17 protein-coding genes (1 of these 17 running past the window's edge) are annotated in these 16,882 nt (G+C 36.9%); 4 read left to right on the top strand and 13 right to left on the bottom strand.

From position 1 onward, the window contains the following. From I567_RS07775 to map, 6 genes are all read right to left on the bottom strand, one after another. Nucleotides 1-447, bottom strand: partial view of a peptidylprolyl isomerase gene (locus I567_RS07775; RefSeq protein WP_016251688.1) — the 5' portion only. The gene continues 141 nt to the left of window position 1, outside the view; the window shows 447 of its 588 coding nt (coding positions 1-447); it begins with the start codon at nucleotides 445-447; the stop codon falls past the left edge of the window. Nucleotides 448-509: 62 nt separating this feature from the next. Further along, a complete protein-coding gene (locus tag I567_RS07770) occupies nucleotides 510-1,043 on the bottom strand; it encodes a hypothetical protein (protein WP_016251687.1) in 534 nt (177 codons plus the stop codon). 19 nt (nucleotides 1,044-1,062) lie between these two features. Next, on the bottom strand, nucleotides 1,063-1,485 hold the full coding sequence (locus tag I567_RS07765; RefSeq protein ID WP_016251686.1) for a CopY/TcrY family copper transport repressor: 423 nt from the start codon (nucleotides 1,483-1,485) through the stop codon (nucleotides 1,063-1,065). A 100-nt stretch (nucleotides 1,486-1,585) separates the two neighbouring features. Next, entirely contained in the window at nucleotides 1,586-2,740 is a 1,155-nt protein-coding gene (locus I567_RS07760) for a glycosyltransferase family 4 protein (RefSeq protein ID WP_016251685.1), read from the bottom strand. Between the two features lie 2 nt (nucleotides 2,741-2,742). After that, complete coding sequence (locus I567_RS07755; protein ID WP_016251684.1) at nucleotides 2,743-3,687, bottom strand: YihY/virulence factor BrkB family protein; 945 nt, start codon at nucleotides 3,685-3,687, stop codon at nucleotides 2,743-2,745. Nucleotides 3,688-3,701: 14 nt separating this feature from the next. Continuing rightward, nucleotides 3,702-4,466, bottom strand: a complete 765-nt coding sequence (map, locus tag I567_RS07750) for a type I methionyl aminopeptidase (RefSeq protein ID WP_016251683.1) — start codon at nucleotides 4,464-4,466, stop codon at nucleotides 3,702-3,704. Nucleotides 4,467-4,648: 182 nt separating this feature from the next. Between map and I567_RS07745 the strand changes: the two genes are divergently transcribed. Continuing rightward, nucleotides 4,649-5,101, top strand: a complete 453-nt coding sequence (locus tag I567_RS07745) for a flavodoxin (protein ID WP_016251682.1) — start codon at nucleotides 4,649-4,651, stop codon at nucleotides 5,099-5,101. A 45-nt stretch (nucleotides 5,102-5,146) separates the two neighbouring features. Here the strand turns inward: I567_RS07745 and I567_RS07740 are convergent, their stop codons facing one another. Continuing rightward, entirely contained in the window at nucleotides 5,147-5,746 is a 600-nt protein-coding gene (locus tag I567_RS07740; protein WP_016251681.1) for a TetR/AcrR family transcriptional regulator, read from the bottom strand. A 328-nt stretch (nucleotides 5,747-6,074) separates the two neighbouring features. Between I567_RS07740 and I567_RS07735 the strand changes: the two genes are divergently transcribed. The 3 genes from I567_RS07735 (at nucleotide 6,075) to zwf (ending at nucleotide 9,682) form a co-directional block, all read left to right on the top strand. After that, nucleotides 6,075-7,310: an aminopeptidase gene (locus I567_RS07735; protein ID WP_016251680.1), complete on the top strand. Its 1,236-nt coding sequence runs from the start codon at nucleotides 6,075-6,077 to the stop codon at nucleotides 7,308-7,310. Between the two features lie 183 nt (nucleotides 7,311-7,493). After that, nucleotides 7,494-8,150, top strand: a complete 657-nt coding sequence (locus tag I567_RS07730) for a metal-dependent transcriptional regulator (RefSeq protein ID WP_016251679.1) — start codon at nucleotides 7,494-7,496, stop codon at nucleotides 8,148-8,150. A gap of 5 nt (nucleotides 8,151-8,155) precedes the next feature. Next, the gene (zwf, locus tag I567_RS07725) at nucleotides 8,156-9,682 is read left to right on the top strand and encodes a glucose-6-phosphate dehydrogenase (protein WP_016251678.1); all 1,527 of its coding nucleotides are present in this window, start codon (nucleotides 8,156-8,158) and stop codon (nucleotides 9,680-9,682) included. Between the two features lie 56 nt (nucleotides 9,683-9,738). On the opposite strand, the gene I567_RS07720 is transcribed toward zwf, so the two are convergent. The 6 genes from I567_RS07720 to I567_RS07695 all read right to left on the bottom strand — a co-directional run bounded on the left by I567_RS07720 (nucleotide 9,739) and on the right by I567_RS07695 (nucleotide 16,877). Then, complete coding sequence (locus I567_RS07720) at nucleotides 9,739-11,607, bottom strand: ABC transporter ATP-binding protein (RefSeq protein ID WP_034864078.1); 1,869 nt, start codon at nucleotides 11,605-11,607, stop codon at nucleotides 9,739-9,741. Between the two features lie 10 nt (nucleotides 11,608-11,617). Next, a complete protein-coding gene (locus I567_RS07715; RefSeq protein ID WP_016251676.1) occupies nucleotides 11,618-13,351 on the bottom strand; it encodes an ABC transporter ATP-binding protein in 1,734 nt (577 codons plus the stop codon). Next, a complete protein-coding gene (locus tag I567_RS07710) occupies nucleotides 13,344-13,808 on the bottom strand; it encodes a MarR family winged helix-turn-helix transcriptional regulator (protein WP_016251675.1) in 465 nt (154 codons plus the stop codon). Before I567_RS07710 ends, I567_RS07715 begins: the two co-directional genes overlap by 8 nt. Before the next feature lie 189 nt (nucleotides 13,809-13,997). After that, nucleotides 13,998-14,315: a signal peptidase I gene (locus I567_RS07705; RefSeq protein ID WP_256998672.1), complete on the bottom strand. Its 318-nt coding sequence runs from the start codon at nucleotides 14,313-14,315 to the stop codon at nucleotides 13,998-14,000. Between the two features lie 211 nt (nucleotides 14,316-14,526). After that, a complete protein-coding gene (gene nspC, locus I567_RS07700) occupies nucleotides 14,527-15,675 on the bottom strand; it encodes a carboxynorspermidine decarboxylase (protein WP_016251673.1) in 1,149 nt (382 codons plus the stop codon). Further along, a complete protein-coding gene (locus tag I567_RS07695) occupies nucleotides 15,675-16,877 on the bottom strand; it encodes a saccharopine dehydrogenase family protein (RefSeq protein ID WP_016251672.1) in 1,203 nt (400 codons plus the stop codon). The genes nspC and I567_RS07695 overlap by 1 nt, the downstream gene beginning before the upstream one ends. Nucleotides 16,878-16,882 lie beyond the last annotated feature (5 nt).

Raw genomic sequence — 16,882 nt, 5'->3', positions numbered from 1 at the left:
CGGAGTACCGCCATCTTTATATTTTTCAATCGCCGCTTCAGGATAACCCGCCGCTTGCATTTGTTGAATCATTTGTGCCGGAACATTTTGATTATTAACGATGAAGAACTGACTGCCATTTGTATTTGGACCGGCATTGGCCATAGAAAGTGCCCCGCGGAAGTTAAATACTTGCGGACTAAATTCATCTTCAAATTTTTCGCCATAGATACTTTCGCCACCCATACCTGTACCGGTTGGATCACCGCCTTGAATCATAAAATCAGGAATAACGCGGTGGAAAATGACACCATCATAATAACCTTTCTTTGCTAATTCGACAAAGTTTTTTACCGTTTTGGGAGCTACTTCTGGAAACAACTGTACCAAAATATCTCCACGATTTGTTTTGATTAATGCTTTAGGCCCTTTTTGTTCGGCTAAAGCTAATTGTAATAATTCAGCCATGAAATTCTCCTTAAAATTTATTTATCAGTTAAATTCTATGCATTCTAGATAAAACTGTCAATTTATTTTGTTTTCAAATACACTTTACGAATAATAATTTTATCAAAAATGCTAGTTTGATTATCTGCTTCCCCTATCACTTCGGCAATTACATTCTTTTCACCGGTGCGTTTACGTAAATGATAGATAATTTTTCCAGTTTCTTTTAATTCATTGAGCATTTCGACCACACCACCAAAGCCTGTCTTTTTAGTAATAAAGCCAAACGCTACCATACGCTCGTCTAAATTTTTGGCAGAAATACTTGAGCCCGTGACTAATGCATCGCGAATATTATCAGCAAAACTTTCCAAACCATCAACATCTGAAGAAACCATCATTTGCTCTTGGTTTATATTTAATTGTTGACGTAACTCATGTAATTCTGTTAGCAATTCTTCATATTGTTGCTGGGTAAGCATTACACCAGCAATTTTTTCACGATTAAAGACATAGACACCGGTTTTTGCGTCACGTGCCTGTTGAAAAACATCCATGGGTGATTTTTTCACTTCAGTTATGGATGATGTTGGTACTTCTAATTTCTTTAATTCCATATGCTCCCCCCACTTAACGTTATTGATGCTCTTTACAATGACATTGACCAGGAATACAATTACATTCAATTGTTTCGACCGTCTCTTTTTGTGCTAGAGCTTCTTGAATGAGTTGATAGTCAGCAGGTGTTAATTCACAAGAGGTAATCATCTCGGCAATTGTTTGGCCAATTTTTTTAGCACAAATATGAGAAAACAGTGTCTCTGTAGCACTAACAATGACCTCTTCTTCCGTCACAGTCGGTGTATAGATGAACTTATTTCTAACACGTGTTGTATTTAATGCACCTTTTTTAACTAAACGAGCAAGCAAAGTCTTTACTGTTGACTTTTGCCAATCTTTAGAACCTCCTAAGACCTCGCTTACCAAATGGGCATCGCAATCTGGATTGGTCCAAACAACACGCAAAACTTCCCATTCGCTGTCACTTATTTTAATCATCTCTTCACCTCATTTGCCTGCCTGTTTCTTTTATTATAGCACTATTTTTAGCCAAAAGAAAAGCCTTGATGTTCTCAAACAATCAAGACTTACCTAACTATTATTTTTTACGGTTTTGTTCTTTTTCGACCTTTTTTCTTTCATAGCGATTTAATAAAAATTCATGACGATACTCACTATTACCAAAGAATTTCAAGGTCTTCAATAACGGCTGGCGATTTTCACCAACAAGCCCAATGAGTTCAATAAACAGTTCAATACCAATCATTGTACAAATAATCATCAAGATAATCGCTGGTGTACTTGCATAAGTCATCAACAAAGCAATAAACGAGAAAGTTAATGCTAAACCATATATTGTTAATACGGCACCACGATGTGAAAAACCTAAAGACAGTAAGCGATGGTGCAAATGCATTTTGTCTGCAGATGATATAGGTTGCTTATTAAATTTACGGCGAATAATCGCAAATACCGTATCCGTGATAGGCACCCCTAAGATAAACATCGGCGTCACCACAGAAATAAAAGTAACGTTTTTCAAATTATGCAACGATACTACGGAAATCATAAAACCTAAGAATAAAGCACCCGTATCGCCTAAAAATATCGTTGCAGGATGAAAGTTATAAGGGAAAAATCCTAATATCGCAGCCACTAATAAGAAAATAAGCATTGCCAAATACGTACCGATATTATCAGGTAAATAAAAATAACTTACAATGCCAATCGTGGATAAAGCAATCATCGAAACCCCTGAAGCTAAACCATCTAAGCCATCAATCAGGTTTACCGCATTAGTTATTGCAAAAATCCAAATTATCGTTACTGGAAAACTTAACCAACCTAAATGAAACATCCCGATAAATGGAATGCTAATTGTATCCATCTTTAAGCCAGCTACAAAATAAATTTCTAAGGCAGCGATAAACAAGCCTATTGATTTTTGTAAAGGTGATAATTCTTTGCGATCATCGATAAAACCTGTAATCACGACAATGAGTGCACCTAACAAAATAGCCCACACTTTTTTCATAAAAAGATACTCATGAAACTGCCAAATAGATCCAATCGCAAAGGCAATAAAAATGGCTAATCCACCAATTGTCGGCATCACCTTTTGATTAATCCGACGTTTTCCCGGATAATCCACCGCACCAACTTGAAAAGCTAACAACTTTACAAGAGGGGTTAAAATGACCGATAACATCATTGTCGCCAAAAAGTGTAAAATAAATTCTAAAGTAAAATCCATTCCTATGACTCGCTTTCGTTCTCATTTGAATGTAATAATTGTGCTTTCATTCGTTTAGTTAATACTTCTAGCGGATCTTTGCGTTGACTTAAATCTCCACCAGTTCGATATTCAGCAAGCGCAGTATTGAAAACACCACAAAATACCACAATCATTGCTGCAAATTTCAGCCAAATCATCAATAACATAAAAGTCCCAATAATTTTATATCCATTAAACCCCGTCGCAAAATATTTCATATATATTCCAAATACTTGCGTCAATCCTAACCAACCAATTGTCGCCAAAACAGCTCCTGGAAAAGCCGAACGAATCCCAATTTTGGCATTAGGAATAATCCAGTACACCAAAGTTAAGATTGCCAATAGTACAATGATTGTCGCTGGCCACTTCACGGTTTGGAATGTCGTAATGATAGAATCAGGTATTTTCAAATGTGGCTGAATCCAATCTAGCGCTACTTTACCAAACCCAATGACGATAACCACGCCAACAATCGCTGCAAAAAAAAGAATGAGCATAAGCATCGACACCAGACGCATGACTAGATAATTTGTTGTCCCAGTCACCCCATAGGCCTTATTCATCGCAATTTGCAAAGCATTAATACTCTTACTCGCAGACCATAACGTCGCCACAGCTGAAATCGAAAGCAACTCCTTAGAACCACTTGTTAACAAAGCCTTGATTGAAGGTGCAAATAATAAGTAAATTTCTTGTGGCATCATTGTCTTTAACATGGTTAAAACTTGATTTTGATTAAAATGGAATAACGGCAAAATATTTCCAACCGCAATCAATAACGGAAAAAAAGACAATAACAGATAATAGGCGACAACTGAAGAAGTGACGCCTATCTCTGAATTTTGCATTCTTACTGACATTAAATCAATAAATGTTTTTATCTTTGGGGTTTTCTTTTTTTCCTTAGAGTCTTTTTTCTTCATTCTGACCCTTCCTTTTAGTAAGTACCTTCTACCCCTTGTGATGTTAAAATACGTGGACCATCTTTTGTAATAGCAAGACTGTGTTCATATTGACAACTTAAACCACCATCTTGGGTATACGCAGTCCAACCATTTTTATCCATTTTCATCTTCCAAGTCCCCGTATTTACCATGGGTTCAATCGTAATAACCATCCCTTCTTTTAGGCGTAATCCTTTCCCTTTTTCGCCATAATGAGGAACAGACGGTGCTTCATGAATAGTAGGTCCAATACCATGACCGATAAAATCACGGACGACCCCATATCCTTCACCTTCTACATATGTTTGAATCGCATGGCCGATATCACCAATTCGATTGCCTACTTTGGCTTGTTCAATTCCTAAATATAAAGCTTTTTTGGTTACTTCCATCAAACGTTTTACTTCAGGACTTGCCTCGCCAACAACATAAGACCAGCATGAATCAGAAATCGCACCTTTTAAGTCTACACACATATCTACTTTGATTAAATCGCCATTTTTAAGCACTTTTTTACGTGGAAAACCATGACAAATTTCATCATTAATACTACAACAAGTTGCGTATTTATAGCCTTCAAAGCCAATTTGCGCAGCTACTCCTCCATGAGATTCAATATAATTACGGACAAAAACTTCAATGTCCCAACTTGTAATTCCAGGTTTAATAAAATCTCGTAAATGTTTATGCACATCTGCTAATAACGCACCAGACTGTGCCATCATTTCGATTTCACGTTCAGATTTTAAAGTAATCATTTTTCATTTCCTTTCAAACTTCATCCATTTAATTTTAGCACATTTTTAGGACCGAAACAAACAGAGTTAGAAAATACTCATAAGTAGAAACTAATTGACTTTTTGAGTAGGTTGTTATACGCTTTTTTTGTATGAAAGTATGATATTTTCTTGCATGAAGATACATTTTAGGAGTGAAGATTATGCCTTTAGCAAAAATTTTTTATGCTAGTTTGACAGGAAATACAGAAGAAATTGCTGATATTATTGCAGAAAGCTTAGAAGATTTAGATTTCGATGTTGAAATTGAAGAATGCTCAAATGTTTCAGCAAGTGATTTTGAAGATGCTGACCTATGCGTCGTGGCCACTTATACTTATGGCGATGGCGATCTACCAGATGAAATTGTCGATCTTTATGATGATTTACTAGAAATGGACTTATCTGGTAAAGTCTTTGGTGTTTGTGGTTCTGGCGATACATTCTATGATTATTTCTGTAAATCGGTGGACGACTTCGAACAAGCCTTCTTAAAAACTGGTGCAATTAAAGGGGCTGACAGCGTGAAAGTTGAATTAAACGCTGAAGACGAAGATATTGATGACTTAGAAGAATTTGCAAAACAGTTAGCTAAATCAGTTGAAGAAAATGCCTAGATAAAAAAGCATTCAACCCTACAAATCAGGTTGAATGCTTATTTTTTATGCTTCACTTGGATGATGTGGGGCGATGAAATTTAAATCGTAAGTAGTTTGCCTCTCCTGCACCGCCTTTAAGACTTCATTTAAGATGCCAGTAATTTGTTGACTATTAGGTGCAATAACCCCAGAATACATTAATGAAGAAACGCCACTTGCTATCACTAATAAATTCACAAAAAGATTTTCTATTTCTTTTTCTGGTAATTTTTCATAATCAGTATCTTTAATAACCGAATTTTTGAAATAATCAAACGAAAATCCTTGTAAAACAGGTTCACCACCATGTCCAACAATAAATAACGCACGATATAGATGATTTTCTTTTGTTGCAAAATCAATATAATTCAAACAAAAATCAATCAATGGATTTCCCGTCTGTACTTTTGGTAGTACATCTTCTCCTAAATGATCAAAAATCTTTTGAATTAATGCTGAGCGTAAATCATCCATGTTTTTAAATTCTAAGTAAATTGGTTGAGTTGAGCATTTCATCTTCGCCGCAATATTGCGTGCAGTAAATTTTGACAATCCTTCTTTTGCGACAAGTTCATAAGTTGCTTTTAAAATTTGATCTTTGGTTATTGTTTTTTTACGAGCCATTTCCTATCCCTCCTATTTCTATGAATCGCTTCCAAAACATCCTATATTTATTTTAGACCGTTTTTTAACTTTGTACAATATCTAATTTCACAATATCATTAAATATTTTATCATTTTATATAATCATACTTATTTTACATTCTGTTTATCATCTACCTAATATAATTAAGTGAATCGTTTTAAAATTCTAATTTACGTAGCTAGATAACTAATACTATTTACTTTTGTTTCTTAGCTATTTCTTATTTACTTCTAAGCATTCTTCTATTCTTTATTAAAAATCTATGCTATCATAAAAAACGAACAATATTTATATGAGGTGAAAAAAATGACTTTACCAAATTTTGAAGAATTATTAGAAAAATACGCCCAATTAATTGTTGAAATTGGCGTGAACGTGCAAAAAGGGCATACAATTGTATTACGTGCTGCGGTTGATCAAGCACCTCTTGCTCGCTTAATCGTAAAAAAAGCTTACGAATTAGGCGCCGCTGAAGTCTTAATGCAATGGTCAGATGATGTAATAACTAAAGAATTTATGTTACATGCTGCAGACGACCGCATTGCTACAGTCCCACAATATAAAATTGAAGAATCTAATGACTGGTTAGAAAAAGGGGCTAGCCGCATCAGCCTCGTTTCCAACGACCCAGGTGCTTTAGCTGGAGTTGATGGCAAACGTTTGGCAACCTTCAGTAAAGCAAACAATGCTGCTTTTGCGCCATTAATGCAAGCCTTACAAGCGAATAAATATAGCTGGACAGTGGTCGCTGCTGCAAGTCCTGCTTGGGCCAAAACTGTTTTCCCTGAATTAAATGAAGAAGAAGCAGTCGATGCACTATGGGATCAAATTTTTAAAACAACACGTATTTATGCAGATGACCCAGTACAAGCTTGGAAAGAACATGACGCTAATTTATTAGAAAAGGCCAAATGGTTAAATGAAGAACAATTCGTTGCACTTCACTATACCGCTCCAGGCACAGACTTAACAATTGGTTTACCTAAAGGACATCATTGGGAAGCCGCAAGCAGTCATAACAGTCGTGGCGAATTCTTTATGGCAAACATGCCTACAGAAGAAGTATTCACCGCCCCTGATAGCCGCAACGTGAATGGTACCGTTGCTTCAACAAAACCATTAAGTTATTCCGGAAATATTATTGAAGGCATGCACTTTACATTCAAAGATGGTAAAGTTGTTGATTTCAAAGCTGATAAAGGTCAAGATGTGCTTGCTGAATTACTTGCAACTGATGAAGGAGCAAAACATTTAGGCGAAGTGGCTTTAGTTCCTGACCCATCACCTATTTCCCAATCAGGTATTATCTTCTTCAATACTTTATTTGACGAAAATGCCTCAAACCACCTAGCATTTGGTTCTGCTTATGCCTTTAGCTTAGAAGGTGGTACCGAAATGACCGAAGAAGAATTAGCTGCAGCAGGCTTAAACCGCAGCACAACCCACGTAGACTTTATGGTCGGTTCAGATAAAATGAATATCGACGGCATCAAAGCAGATGGCAGTCACGTACCAGTCTTCAGAAACGGAGATTGGGCATAAGGTTGTGAGCCGGGTCGGTCAGCTCCAAGCAGCTTGCCTAACAAAAATAAAATTTAGAAATCAGATAATTGTAGAATCAGGCAAACCCATGCCTGATTCTTTTTATTGACAAATGATAACAATATTAGCTTTTTTGATAAATGCGTGGTAAAATTTATTACATACTGTAAAGGAGGGATTTTTTTGACTCCTAATCGTGAAGACTACTTAAAGCTTATTTTAGAGTTAGGTGGTCATGAAAAGAAAATCTCAAACAAGCAAATTGTAGCTGGTCTAGGTGTATCTGCGGCTTCAGTCAGCGAAATGATTTCAAAATTAGAAAAAGAAAATTTAGTGCTTCACTTTCCCTATCAAGGCGTACAATTAACTGATCAAGGTGCGCAAACCGCGAGTTCTTTAATGCGCCGTCATCGCTTGTGGGAGGTCTTTTTAGTTGAGTATTTACAATATTCGTGGAATGATGTCCATGATGATGCAGAAGTTTTAGAACATGTCACTTCAGATAAGCTAGCTAATAAACTAGAAGCTTTTATGCATTTTCCTGATTATTGTCCACATGGAGGGAGAATTCCAAAAGAAAATGGCATTATCTCTGAAAAGAAACGCCAAACTTTAGCGGATTATCCAGTAGGCAGTCTGATTAGAATTGCCCGTGTTTTAGATGAAAAAGAACTACTTGATTATTTGGTCTCTCTTGATCTAAATCTCCAAGAACAATATCGTATCATTGAAATTGCAGATTATGAAGGACCAATCACCATACAAAATCAAGAAAAAACAATCGCAGTTAGTTTTAAAGCTGCGAGTACAATATTTGTCGATTTACTAAATGAGGAGTGAAAAATATGAAAGAAAAAAAGGTTTTGATCACTATCTTTGGAGGCACAGGAGATTTAGCGCAACGTAAACTCTACCCCTCATTATTTCGGTTATACCAAAAAGGACAATTAAAAGAAAGTTTTGCTGTCATTGGAACCGCACGTCGCCCATGGTCTAACGAAACTTACCGTGAAGTCGTAATGTCTTCTGTCTCAAATTTAACTGCAAGTGAGCAACAAGCAGCGGCCTTTGCCAGCCATTTTTATTATCAATCACACGATGTCAATGATACCAATCATTATGATACTTTAAAGAAATTAGCCAACCAATTAGACGAAGAATACGGTTTAGCTGGTAATCGCCTATTTTACTTAGCGATGTCTCCTAGCCTATTTGGTACGATTGTGCATCACTTACAATCACAAGGCTTACTTGAATCAGATGGTTATCATCGCGTCATCATCGAAAAACCATTTGGTACTGATTATCAAACAGCTGAAAAGTTAAACAACGAAATTAACGAAGTCTTTGATGAATCAGAAATTTATCGTATTGACCATTATCTAGGAAAAGAAATGATTCAAAGTATTTCTGCAGTGCGTTTTGCAAATTCTCTGTTTGAAGCGGTTTGGAATAATCGTTATATAGATAATGTGCAAATTAGTTTGGCTGAAAATCTTGGGGTGGAAGAACGCGCAGGCTATTACGATCAAAGTGGGGCCTTAAAAGATATGGTCCAAAACCACATCTTCCAAGTCTTAGCCTTACTTGCTATGGATCCACCTGCTGCTTTTAATGAAGAAGAAATCCGCAATGAAAAAATTAAAGCTTTACGTGCGATTCGTATGTACGATGCTGAAGAAGTAGCGAAAAACTTTGTCCGCGCACAATATGTCCAAGGAAAAATTTCTGGTCGTACTTATAAAGGCTATAAAGAAGAAGATCAAGTCAATCCTGAATCGCGTACAGAAACCTTTGTCGCTGGTCGTTTGTTCATCGATAATTTCCGTTGGTCTGGCGTACCATTTTATATTCGTACCGGTAAACGTATGACCGAAAAAGGCACACGCATTAATATTGTTTTTAAATCTGTGCCAATTAATCTCTTCAATCATTCCTTTGATGAAGAAGAACAAAATGCCCAAAAACCAGAACCAAATGTCTTAACCATCTATATCCAACCAACTGAAGGCTTCTCACTTTCATTAAATGGGAAAGAAGTCGGCCCTAACTTCAATCTATTGCCAGTGAAACTTAACTACCGTAACAGTGCGGAAATTATTGCTAATACACCAGAAGCCTATGAAAAACTCATTCTAGATTGTTTAAGTGGTGATGGAACTAACTTTACACACTGGCATGAGGTGTCCCAATCTTGGAAAATTGTGGATCAAATCCGTCAAGCTTGGGATGCTGATACCACTTCTCCTATTCCAACTTATGCGGCTGGAACAATGGGACCAGATGAAGCTTTCCACTTACTTCAAGAAGATGGATTTAACTGGGTATGGCAACCTGATCATTGGTATCGCGAACACGGTGAATTATCATAGAAATATCAAAAAAACCAACGAAACTTATTTTTCATAGAGTCTCGTTGGTTTTTCTTTTAGGCTAATTTGATAGCGCCAGTATATAATTGATAATATTCTCCTTGTTGAGCAATTAATTCATCATGGGTACCGCGCTCAATAATGCGACCTTGATCTAATACCATAATCGCATCGGAGTTTCGAACAGTCGATAAGCGGTGTGCAATGACAAATACCGTACGTCCCTTCATCAATGAATCCATCCCCGCTTGTACAATCGCTTCAGTACGTGTATCAATACTTGAAGTCGCTTCGTCTAAGATCAATACTGGTGGATCTGCCACAGCCGCCCGAGCAATGGCTAATAGTTGGCGTTGTCCTTGAGAAAGAGAACCGCCATCGCCTGTTAACTCAGTATCATAGCCTTTTGGTAGTTGACGAATAAAGTAGTCCGCATTTACCAATTTCGCGGCCGCATAAACTTCTTCATCCGTCGCATCTAATTTCCCATAGCGGATATTTTCTTTAATCGTACCAGTAAATAAATGCGTATCCTGTAATACAATCCCTAATGAACGACGTAAATCCGCTTTTTTCATCGCTTGAACATTAATCCCATCGTAAGTAATCATCCCTTTTTGAATATCATAGAAACGATTAATTAAGTTGGTAATCGTCGTCTTACCAGCACCGGTTGCGCCGACAAAGGCAATCTTTTGACCTGGTTTGGCAAATAAATTGATATCATGCAAGATGGTTTTATCCTCGCGATAGCCAAACGTCACATCTTCAAAGCGCACATCACCTTTTAACTCAGTATATTGCACTTGCCCATTCGCATCTGTATTTTTCCATGCCCAGTGTCCCGTACGTTTGACACTTTCTTCCATGCGACCATTTTCATGTTTAATGATATTGACTAACTCGACGTGTCCTTCATCCGTTTCAGGCACTTCATCTAATAGTTCAAAAATACGTTGTGCACCGGCTAAAGACAGGATAATCGCATTGAATTGTTGTGAAATTTGGGCAATTGGCATCGTGATACTCTTCGTAAACTGCACAAAAGAAACAATACTACCAAGTGTTAATGCAGTAACGTCAGTGATAGAAAAAATAGAACCCACCACAGCCGTCAATAAATACATGAAGTTTCCAATATTTCCCATAATTGGCATCATAATATTGGCATAAGTATTCGCCTTAGTAGAATTTATGCGCAAATCTTCATTTAATTCCACGAAACGATCAATCGCTGCCTCTTCATGATTAAAGACTTTCACGACTTTTTGCCCTTCAATCATTTCTTCAATATACCCATTTAATGTCCCTAAAGCTTTTTGTTGGAAAGAGAAATACTTCCCACTCTTGGAACCTAAATTACGAATGACTAATATCATTAAAGTTACCATGAATAAGACAAAAATCGTCATCGGAACATTAATCATAAACATTGCAATGACAATCGATAAGACACTAATCAAAGCGGCAATTGTTTGAGGAATCGACTGACTAATCATTTGTCGAAGGGTATCCGTATCATTCGTAAAATGACTCATAATGTCGCCAGTTGCATTACTATCATAGTAACGTACAGGAAGAATTTCCATATGCGCAAACATTTCATCACGAATATCTTTCAACACCCCTTGAGAAACAGTAACCATGGTACGATTATACACATACGTCAAAATCGCACCACACAAATAAATCATCGCCATAAAGCCAATCGCCTTCGCCAAAGGAGCAAAATTAGGATTCGCTTTACCTAAAAGGGGCACAATATAATCATCTATCAAACGCTGTGAGAAACTAATTCCGATTGCATTTGCCGCTGCTGAAACAATAATGCTTATAAATACAACGATTAAACGCCAACGATATTTTTTACCCACATAAGATAAAATTCGGCCAAAAATTTTCAGTGGATTATACGGTCTACCCATTGCTTTTTTCTTACTCACTTATACGTCCCCCTTTCACTTGTGATTCATAAACTTCTTGATAAATTTGATTATTTGCTAATAATTCCTCATGTGTACCGATACCGTTAATTTTTCCTTCATCTAGCACAATAATTTTATCGGCATCTTGAATAGAAGAAACTCGTTGCGCCACAATAATCTTCGTTGTATTTGGAATCTCTTCTTTAAATGCTTGACGAATTTTAGCATCCGTCTTTGTATCGACAGCACTCGTTGAATCATCGAGAATCAAGATTTTAGGTTTCTTCAATAAAGCACGGGCAATGGTTAAGCGTTGTTTTTGTCCCCCAGATACATTATTCCCACCTTGATCTAAAATGGTATTATATTCTTCTGGGAAAGTCGAAACAAACTGGTCTGCTTGAGCAAGACTGGCCATGCGCTTCACTTCAGCTAACGAAGCATCCTTATCCCCCCAACGTAAATTTTCTAAAATCGTACCAGAGAATAAGGTATTTTTTTGTAAAACCATCGCAATTTGATCACGTAAGGTTACTAGGTCGTACTCTTTGACATTTCGTCCAGCAACATAGACTTCTCCTTGCGTGGTATCATAAAGTCTAGGAATGAGCTGAATTAAACTAGATTTCCCACTTCCCGTTCCGCCGATAATTCCGATTGTTTGCCCTGATTCAATCTTAAAACTAATATTGGTCAAATCAGCTTCTTGTGCTTCAGGATAGTACTTGAACGAAACATTTTTGAACTCAATTTCACCATTTTCAATCGTTGTCACAGGATTTTCAGGATTGGTTAACGTAGATTTTTCAGTTAAGACTTCAGCTACCCGTTCACAAGATGCTTCAGAAATCACAATCATGACAAAAATCATTGAAAACATCATCAAGCTATTTAAGATTTGAAGCATATACATAATAAATGAAGTCAAAGTACCAGGTGTCATACTACCCGCTACGACAAATTTCGCACCAAACCAATAAACGACAAGCAAGGAACTATAGACTGCAATCTGCATAATCGGACTATTTAACGCGATTAACTTTTCAGCTTTCATAAAGACTTGCTTAATTTGTTCAGAAGCCTCTTTGAAACGGTCAATTTCTTTTTCTTCACGTACAAAAGATTTCACCACACGTACACCATTAATCACTTCTTGAACGGTTTGATTTAAGTGATCATATTGACGAAAGACCTTCACAAAATAAGGATGCACACGATAAATCAAGAAAATCAAGGCAGCTCCTAAAAATGGAATCACTACTAAGATAATCATTGATAGCTTAAGATTCGTATAAGCTGCCATAATAAAAGCAAACACAATCATAAACGGTGCACGAATCACAGTTTTTAAGACCATTTGAAAAGCAAATTGAATATTGGTAATATCAGTTGTCAAACGGGTAATCAGACTCGGCGTAGAGAAGCGATCAATATTCTGGAAAGAGAAACGTTGAATATTACGATAAATATCTTCTCTTAAATTCGCTGCAAATCCCGCCGAAGCATCTGAAGAAAACTTACCACCTAAAATTCCACAAGTCATGGAAATTAAGGCAATCACAGCCATCAATAGGCCAATTTGAATAATATATTGAATATCTTTGGTTTCAAATCCGCGGTCCAATACTTTAGCCATCAAATAAGGAATCATCATTTCAGCAAAAACTTCACCAGCCAAAAAAATCATCGTTAATATCGAAGGCTTAATATATTGACGCATCGATTTTGCTAAGGTTTTATACAAACTGTTCATCTCCTTTATATCGATTAAAAGCATCCATTTTCTGATAAATTTTACGAATGGTTTCGATGGTCGTATTTAACTCCTCTTCCGGAATATCAGCTAACACTTCGGCATTTTGCACATGAAATTGATATATCAGTTGATCATATATTGCTTGCCCTTTATCCGTTAAAGTAATATTGGTGATGCGTTTATCCTGAAGATTTTCCACCTTTTTGACATAACCATTTTCTTCCAACTCATTCATACTCTTCGTGACACTTGGCAAGGTCGTCCCAATCCGATGGGCAATATCACTGATTTTGACTGAGTCTTGACATTCCATCAAATCATGCAACACTTTCAATTGGTATATTTGCTGCCGGCGTAAATCTTTAGGCGGCACAGGCAAAAATTGTAACGTCTTCTTTGCTGCAATACAAGCAGAAATATACCGTTCTGAATCTTCCCAGTTCATTTCCATCCTCCTTACTTATCGAAAATAATTACTTTAAGTAACTATTTTATTATACAGCGATTATCTATCAATGCAAGTGGCGAATGAGAATTTTATGAAAATTAGTCATCTTACTTAATACTATTTGGAAGATGTCCTAATAAAAATAAAAATATGCCCCATTTGGAACATGTTCTACGCTTAGAAAAATCATTTTTTAAACAAAAGTAATACCGCAATTCTTAAAGCAATCGCAGCCATGATTAAACTATAAACTAACGGATCTTGCATCCATAAAAGAAAGCGACCTAGTTGTTTGATTCGAAATTGATATTTTCCCAAATAATTGGCTTTTGTCACAGCAATTAAATCATTGACATTGTTTTGATCGCCTCTGGTTTGAAGATAATCCCGATTTCTTTCAATCACCCGGTGCGTCACCAAGGTATGCTCTTGATAAAAACTAATAATATTACCTTTTTGCACTTTTTCAAACGGAATTTCTTTAATAACAATGTAATCGCCTATATAGTAAATTTTCTAAATCAATCACTTCATTCCATGCTCTTGTGAAAAATTTGTTTAACGCATATTTTTATCAAGATGATGCACGATAGAATGAACAGGCCTATTTTAAAAGGTTTTAACGCTGAATGTAAACTTTTCCCCCACAGCTCTTTTCTGCACATAAAAAAGTCATAGATACTGAAGTAAAACTTCCTTATCTATGACTGAATATTTATGATAAACGATTTTTAAAGTCGTGGTAGTTAAAACTACGGACTAGCTGTAACTGATTGGCCGCATCACACGCATAAATATTGGCAAGCGGCATGCCATTAAATGTATTCGTTTTTACCATCGAATAAATAGCCATATCACAAAAGATTAAGCGACTCCCTATTTGTAAAGGCCGATCAAAAGAATATTGACCGATAATATCACCTGCTAAACAAGTTGGGCCACCGAATTGATAGGTATAGGGCTTTTCTGCTGGTTGAGCGCTACCTATAACCATCGGGCGGTATGGCATCTCTAAAACATCTGGCATATGACAAGTCGCAGAAGTATCTAAAATCGCATTTTTCACGCCATGATTTTCAGTTATATCTAAAACACTTGCCACTAAATAACCTGCATTTAAGGCAATGGCTTCCCCTGGCTCTAGATAGACTTCCACTTGATACTTTTCTTTAAAGCGTTTGACGACATCAATTAAGACATCCACTTGATAATCTTCGCGCGTAATATGATGGCCACCACCGAAGTTCACCCACTTCATCTGTGGCAAATAGGCAGCAAATTCCTCTTCAAAAGCTTGTAAGGTAGGAATCAAATCATCCACATTTTGTTCACATAGGGTATGAAAATGCAATCCTTCAATTCCGGTTAGATCTTGACCTGCAAAATCTTTCGCTAAAATCCCTAAACGTGACCCTGGTGCACACGGATCATAAATCGCATGTCCTTCTTGGGTAGAACATTCTGGATTGACCCGCAAACCAAAAGACTTCCCACTTTGCAAGGCTTGTGCTTTAAAATGTTGCCACTGACTAAAGGAGTTTAAAACGATGTGATCACAAATTTCAAGCAAAGCGGTAAACTCACTATCACGATAAGCCGGCGAAAAGACATGGGTTTGCTTACCAAATTCTTCTGCCCCTAACTTTGCTTCATAAATACCGCTAGCTGTTGTGCCATCTAAGTATTCACGAATCAATGGATAGAAGTGAAACATCGAAAAAGCTTTTTGTGCTAATAAAATCTTAGCACCACTTTCCTCGCGTACTCGTTTTAAGATTTCTAGATTTTTTCGTAATAAGTTTTCTTCCACAACAAAGCTTGGTGTCGGGATACTCATTTCATCCCATAAGATTTTATTTTCCATTAGTCTTGCACCAAAGTAGGGTTAAAATCTTCTACCCATGGTAAGCCCCATTGATTTAAAGCTTCCATGAAGGCATCTGGATCTAATTCTTCCACATTGTGTACGCCTGGCTTATTCCAAGTCCCGTTAACGACTAACATTGCACCAATCATCGCAGGTACCCCAGTTGTATACGAAACAGCTTGTGAACCTACTTCTTTATAGCATTCTTCATGGTCACAAACATTGTAAACATAGTAGTTCACAGGTTTGCCATCTTTGACTCCTTGATAGATACAGCCAATATTGGTCTTTCCTTTGGTACGAGGACCTAATGAAGCTGGATCTGGTAACACTGCTTTTAAGAATTGTAGAGGAATAATTTCTTTGCCCTCAAACATAATTGGTTCAATACTTGTCATCCCTACATTTTCTAGACATTTCAAATGCGTTAAATAGCTTTGACCAAATGTCATAAAGAAGCGAATACGTTGAATCCCTTTAATGTTTAATGCTAAGGATTCGATTTCTTCATGGTGTAATAAATACATGTCCCGTGGTCCAACTTGTGGGAAATCATAAACTTTCTTGATTTCCATTGGTTCCGTTTCTACCCAATGACCATCTTCCCAGTAGCTACCTTTTGCAGAGACTTCACGGATATTGATTTCTGGGTTAAAGTTGGTCGCAAATGGATAACCGTGATCGCCAGCATTACAGTCAAGAATATCAATTTGGTGAATTTCATCGAAGTAATGTTTTTGTGCATAAGCTGAAAAGACACCGGTAACGCCTGGATCAAAACCAGATCCTAAAATCGCGGTAATGCCTGCCTTTTCAAATTTTTCACGATATTCCCATTGCCATTTATATTCAAATTTCGCCGTGTCTTCTGGTTCATAATTCGCCGTATCTAGATAGTGGGTTTTAGTAGCTAGACACGCATCCATAATGGTTAAATCTTGGTAAGGTAAAGCCAAGTTAATGACGATATCTGGATTGAAATCTTCAATTAAAGCAATCAACTCCTCGACATTGTTCGCATCGACTTTGGCAGTTGAAATTTTGCAACCTTGTCCGTCTAATTTTTCTTTTAACGCATCACATTTTGATTTCGTTCTTGAGGCAATGCAAATTTCCTCAAATACTTCACTATTTTGTACACATTTATGCACCGCTACACTTGCGACGCCTCCTGCACCGATAATTAATGCTTTTGCCATAGTTT

Origin of the sequence: Enterococcus cecorum DSM 20682 = ATCC 43198, from assembly GCF_000407565.1 — a bacterium.
GTDB lineage: Bacteria > Bacillota > Bacilli > Lactobacillales > Enterococcaceae > Enterococcus_E > Enterococcus_E cecorum.
This window is presented reverse-complemented; position numbering and strand designations above follow the sequence as displayed.

Coding starts and splice junctions, on each gene's coding strand:
- map (WP_016251683.1), bottom strand. CDS start 4,466: ATGATTACTTTAAAATCTGAACGTGAAATCGAAATGATGGCACAGTCT.
- I567_RS07735 (WP_016251680.1), top strand. CDS start 6,075: ATGACTTTACCAAATTTTGAAGAATTATTAGAAAAATACGCCCAATTA.
- nspC (WP_016251673.1), bottom strand. CDS start 15,675: ATGGAAAATAAAATCTTATGGGATGAAATGAGTATCCCGACACCAAGC.
- I567_RS07745 (WP_016251682.1), top strand. CDS start 4,649: ATGCCTTTAGCAAAAATTTTTTATGCTAGTTTGACAGGAAATACAGAA.
- I567_RS07720 (WP_034864078.1), bottom strand. CDS start 11,607: ATGGGTAGACCGTATAATCCACTGAAAATTTTTGGCCGAATTTTATCT.
- I567_RS07710 (WP_016251675.1), bottom strand. CDS start 13,808: ATGAACTGGGAAGATTCAGAACGGTATATTTCTGCTTGTATTGCAGCA.
- I567_RS07760 (WP_016251685.1), bottom strand. CDS start 2,740: ATGGATTTTACTTTAGAATTTATTTTACACTTTTTGGCGACAATGATG.
- I567_RS07695 (WP_016251672.1), bottom strand. CDS start 16,877: ATGGCAAAAGCATTAATTATCGGTGCAGGAGGCGTCGCAAGTGTAGCG.
- I567_RS07765 (WP_016251686.1), bottom strand. CDS start 1,485: ATGATTAAAATAAGTGACAGCGAATGGGAAGTTTTGCGTGTTGTTTGG.
- zwf (WP_016251678.1), top strand. CDS start 8,156: ATGAAAGAAAAAAAGGTTTTGATCACTATCTTTGGAGGCACAGGAGAT.
- I567_RS07770 (WP_016251687.1), bottom strand. CDS start 1,043: ATGGAATTAAAGAAATTAGAAGTACCAACATCATCCATAACTGAAGTG.
- I567_RS07740 (WP_016251681.1), bottom strand. CDS start 5,746: ATGGCTCGTAAAAAAACAATAACCAAAGATCAAATTTTAAAAGCAACT.
- I567_RS07755 (WP_016251684.1), bottom strand. CDS start 3,687: ATGAAGAAAAAAGACTCTAAGGAAAAAAAGAAAACCCCAAAGATAAAA.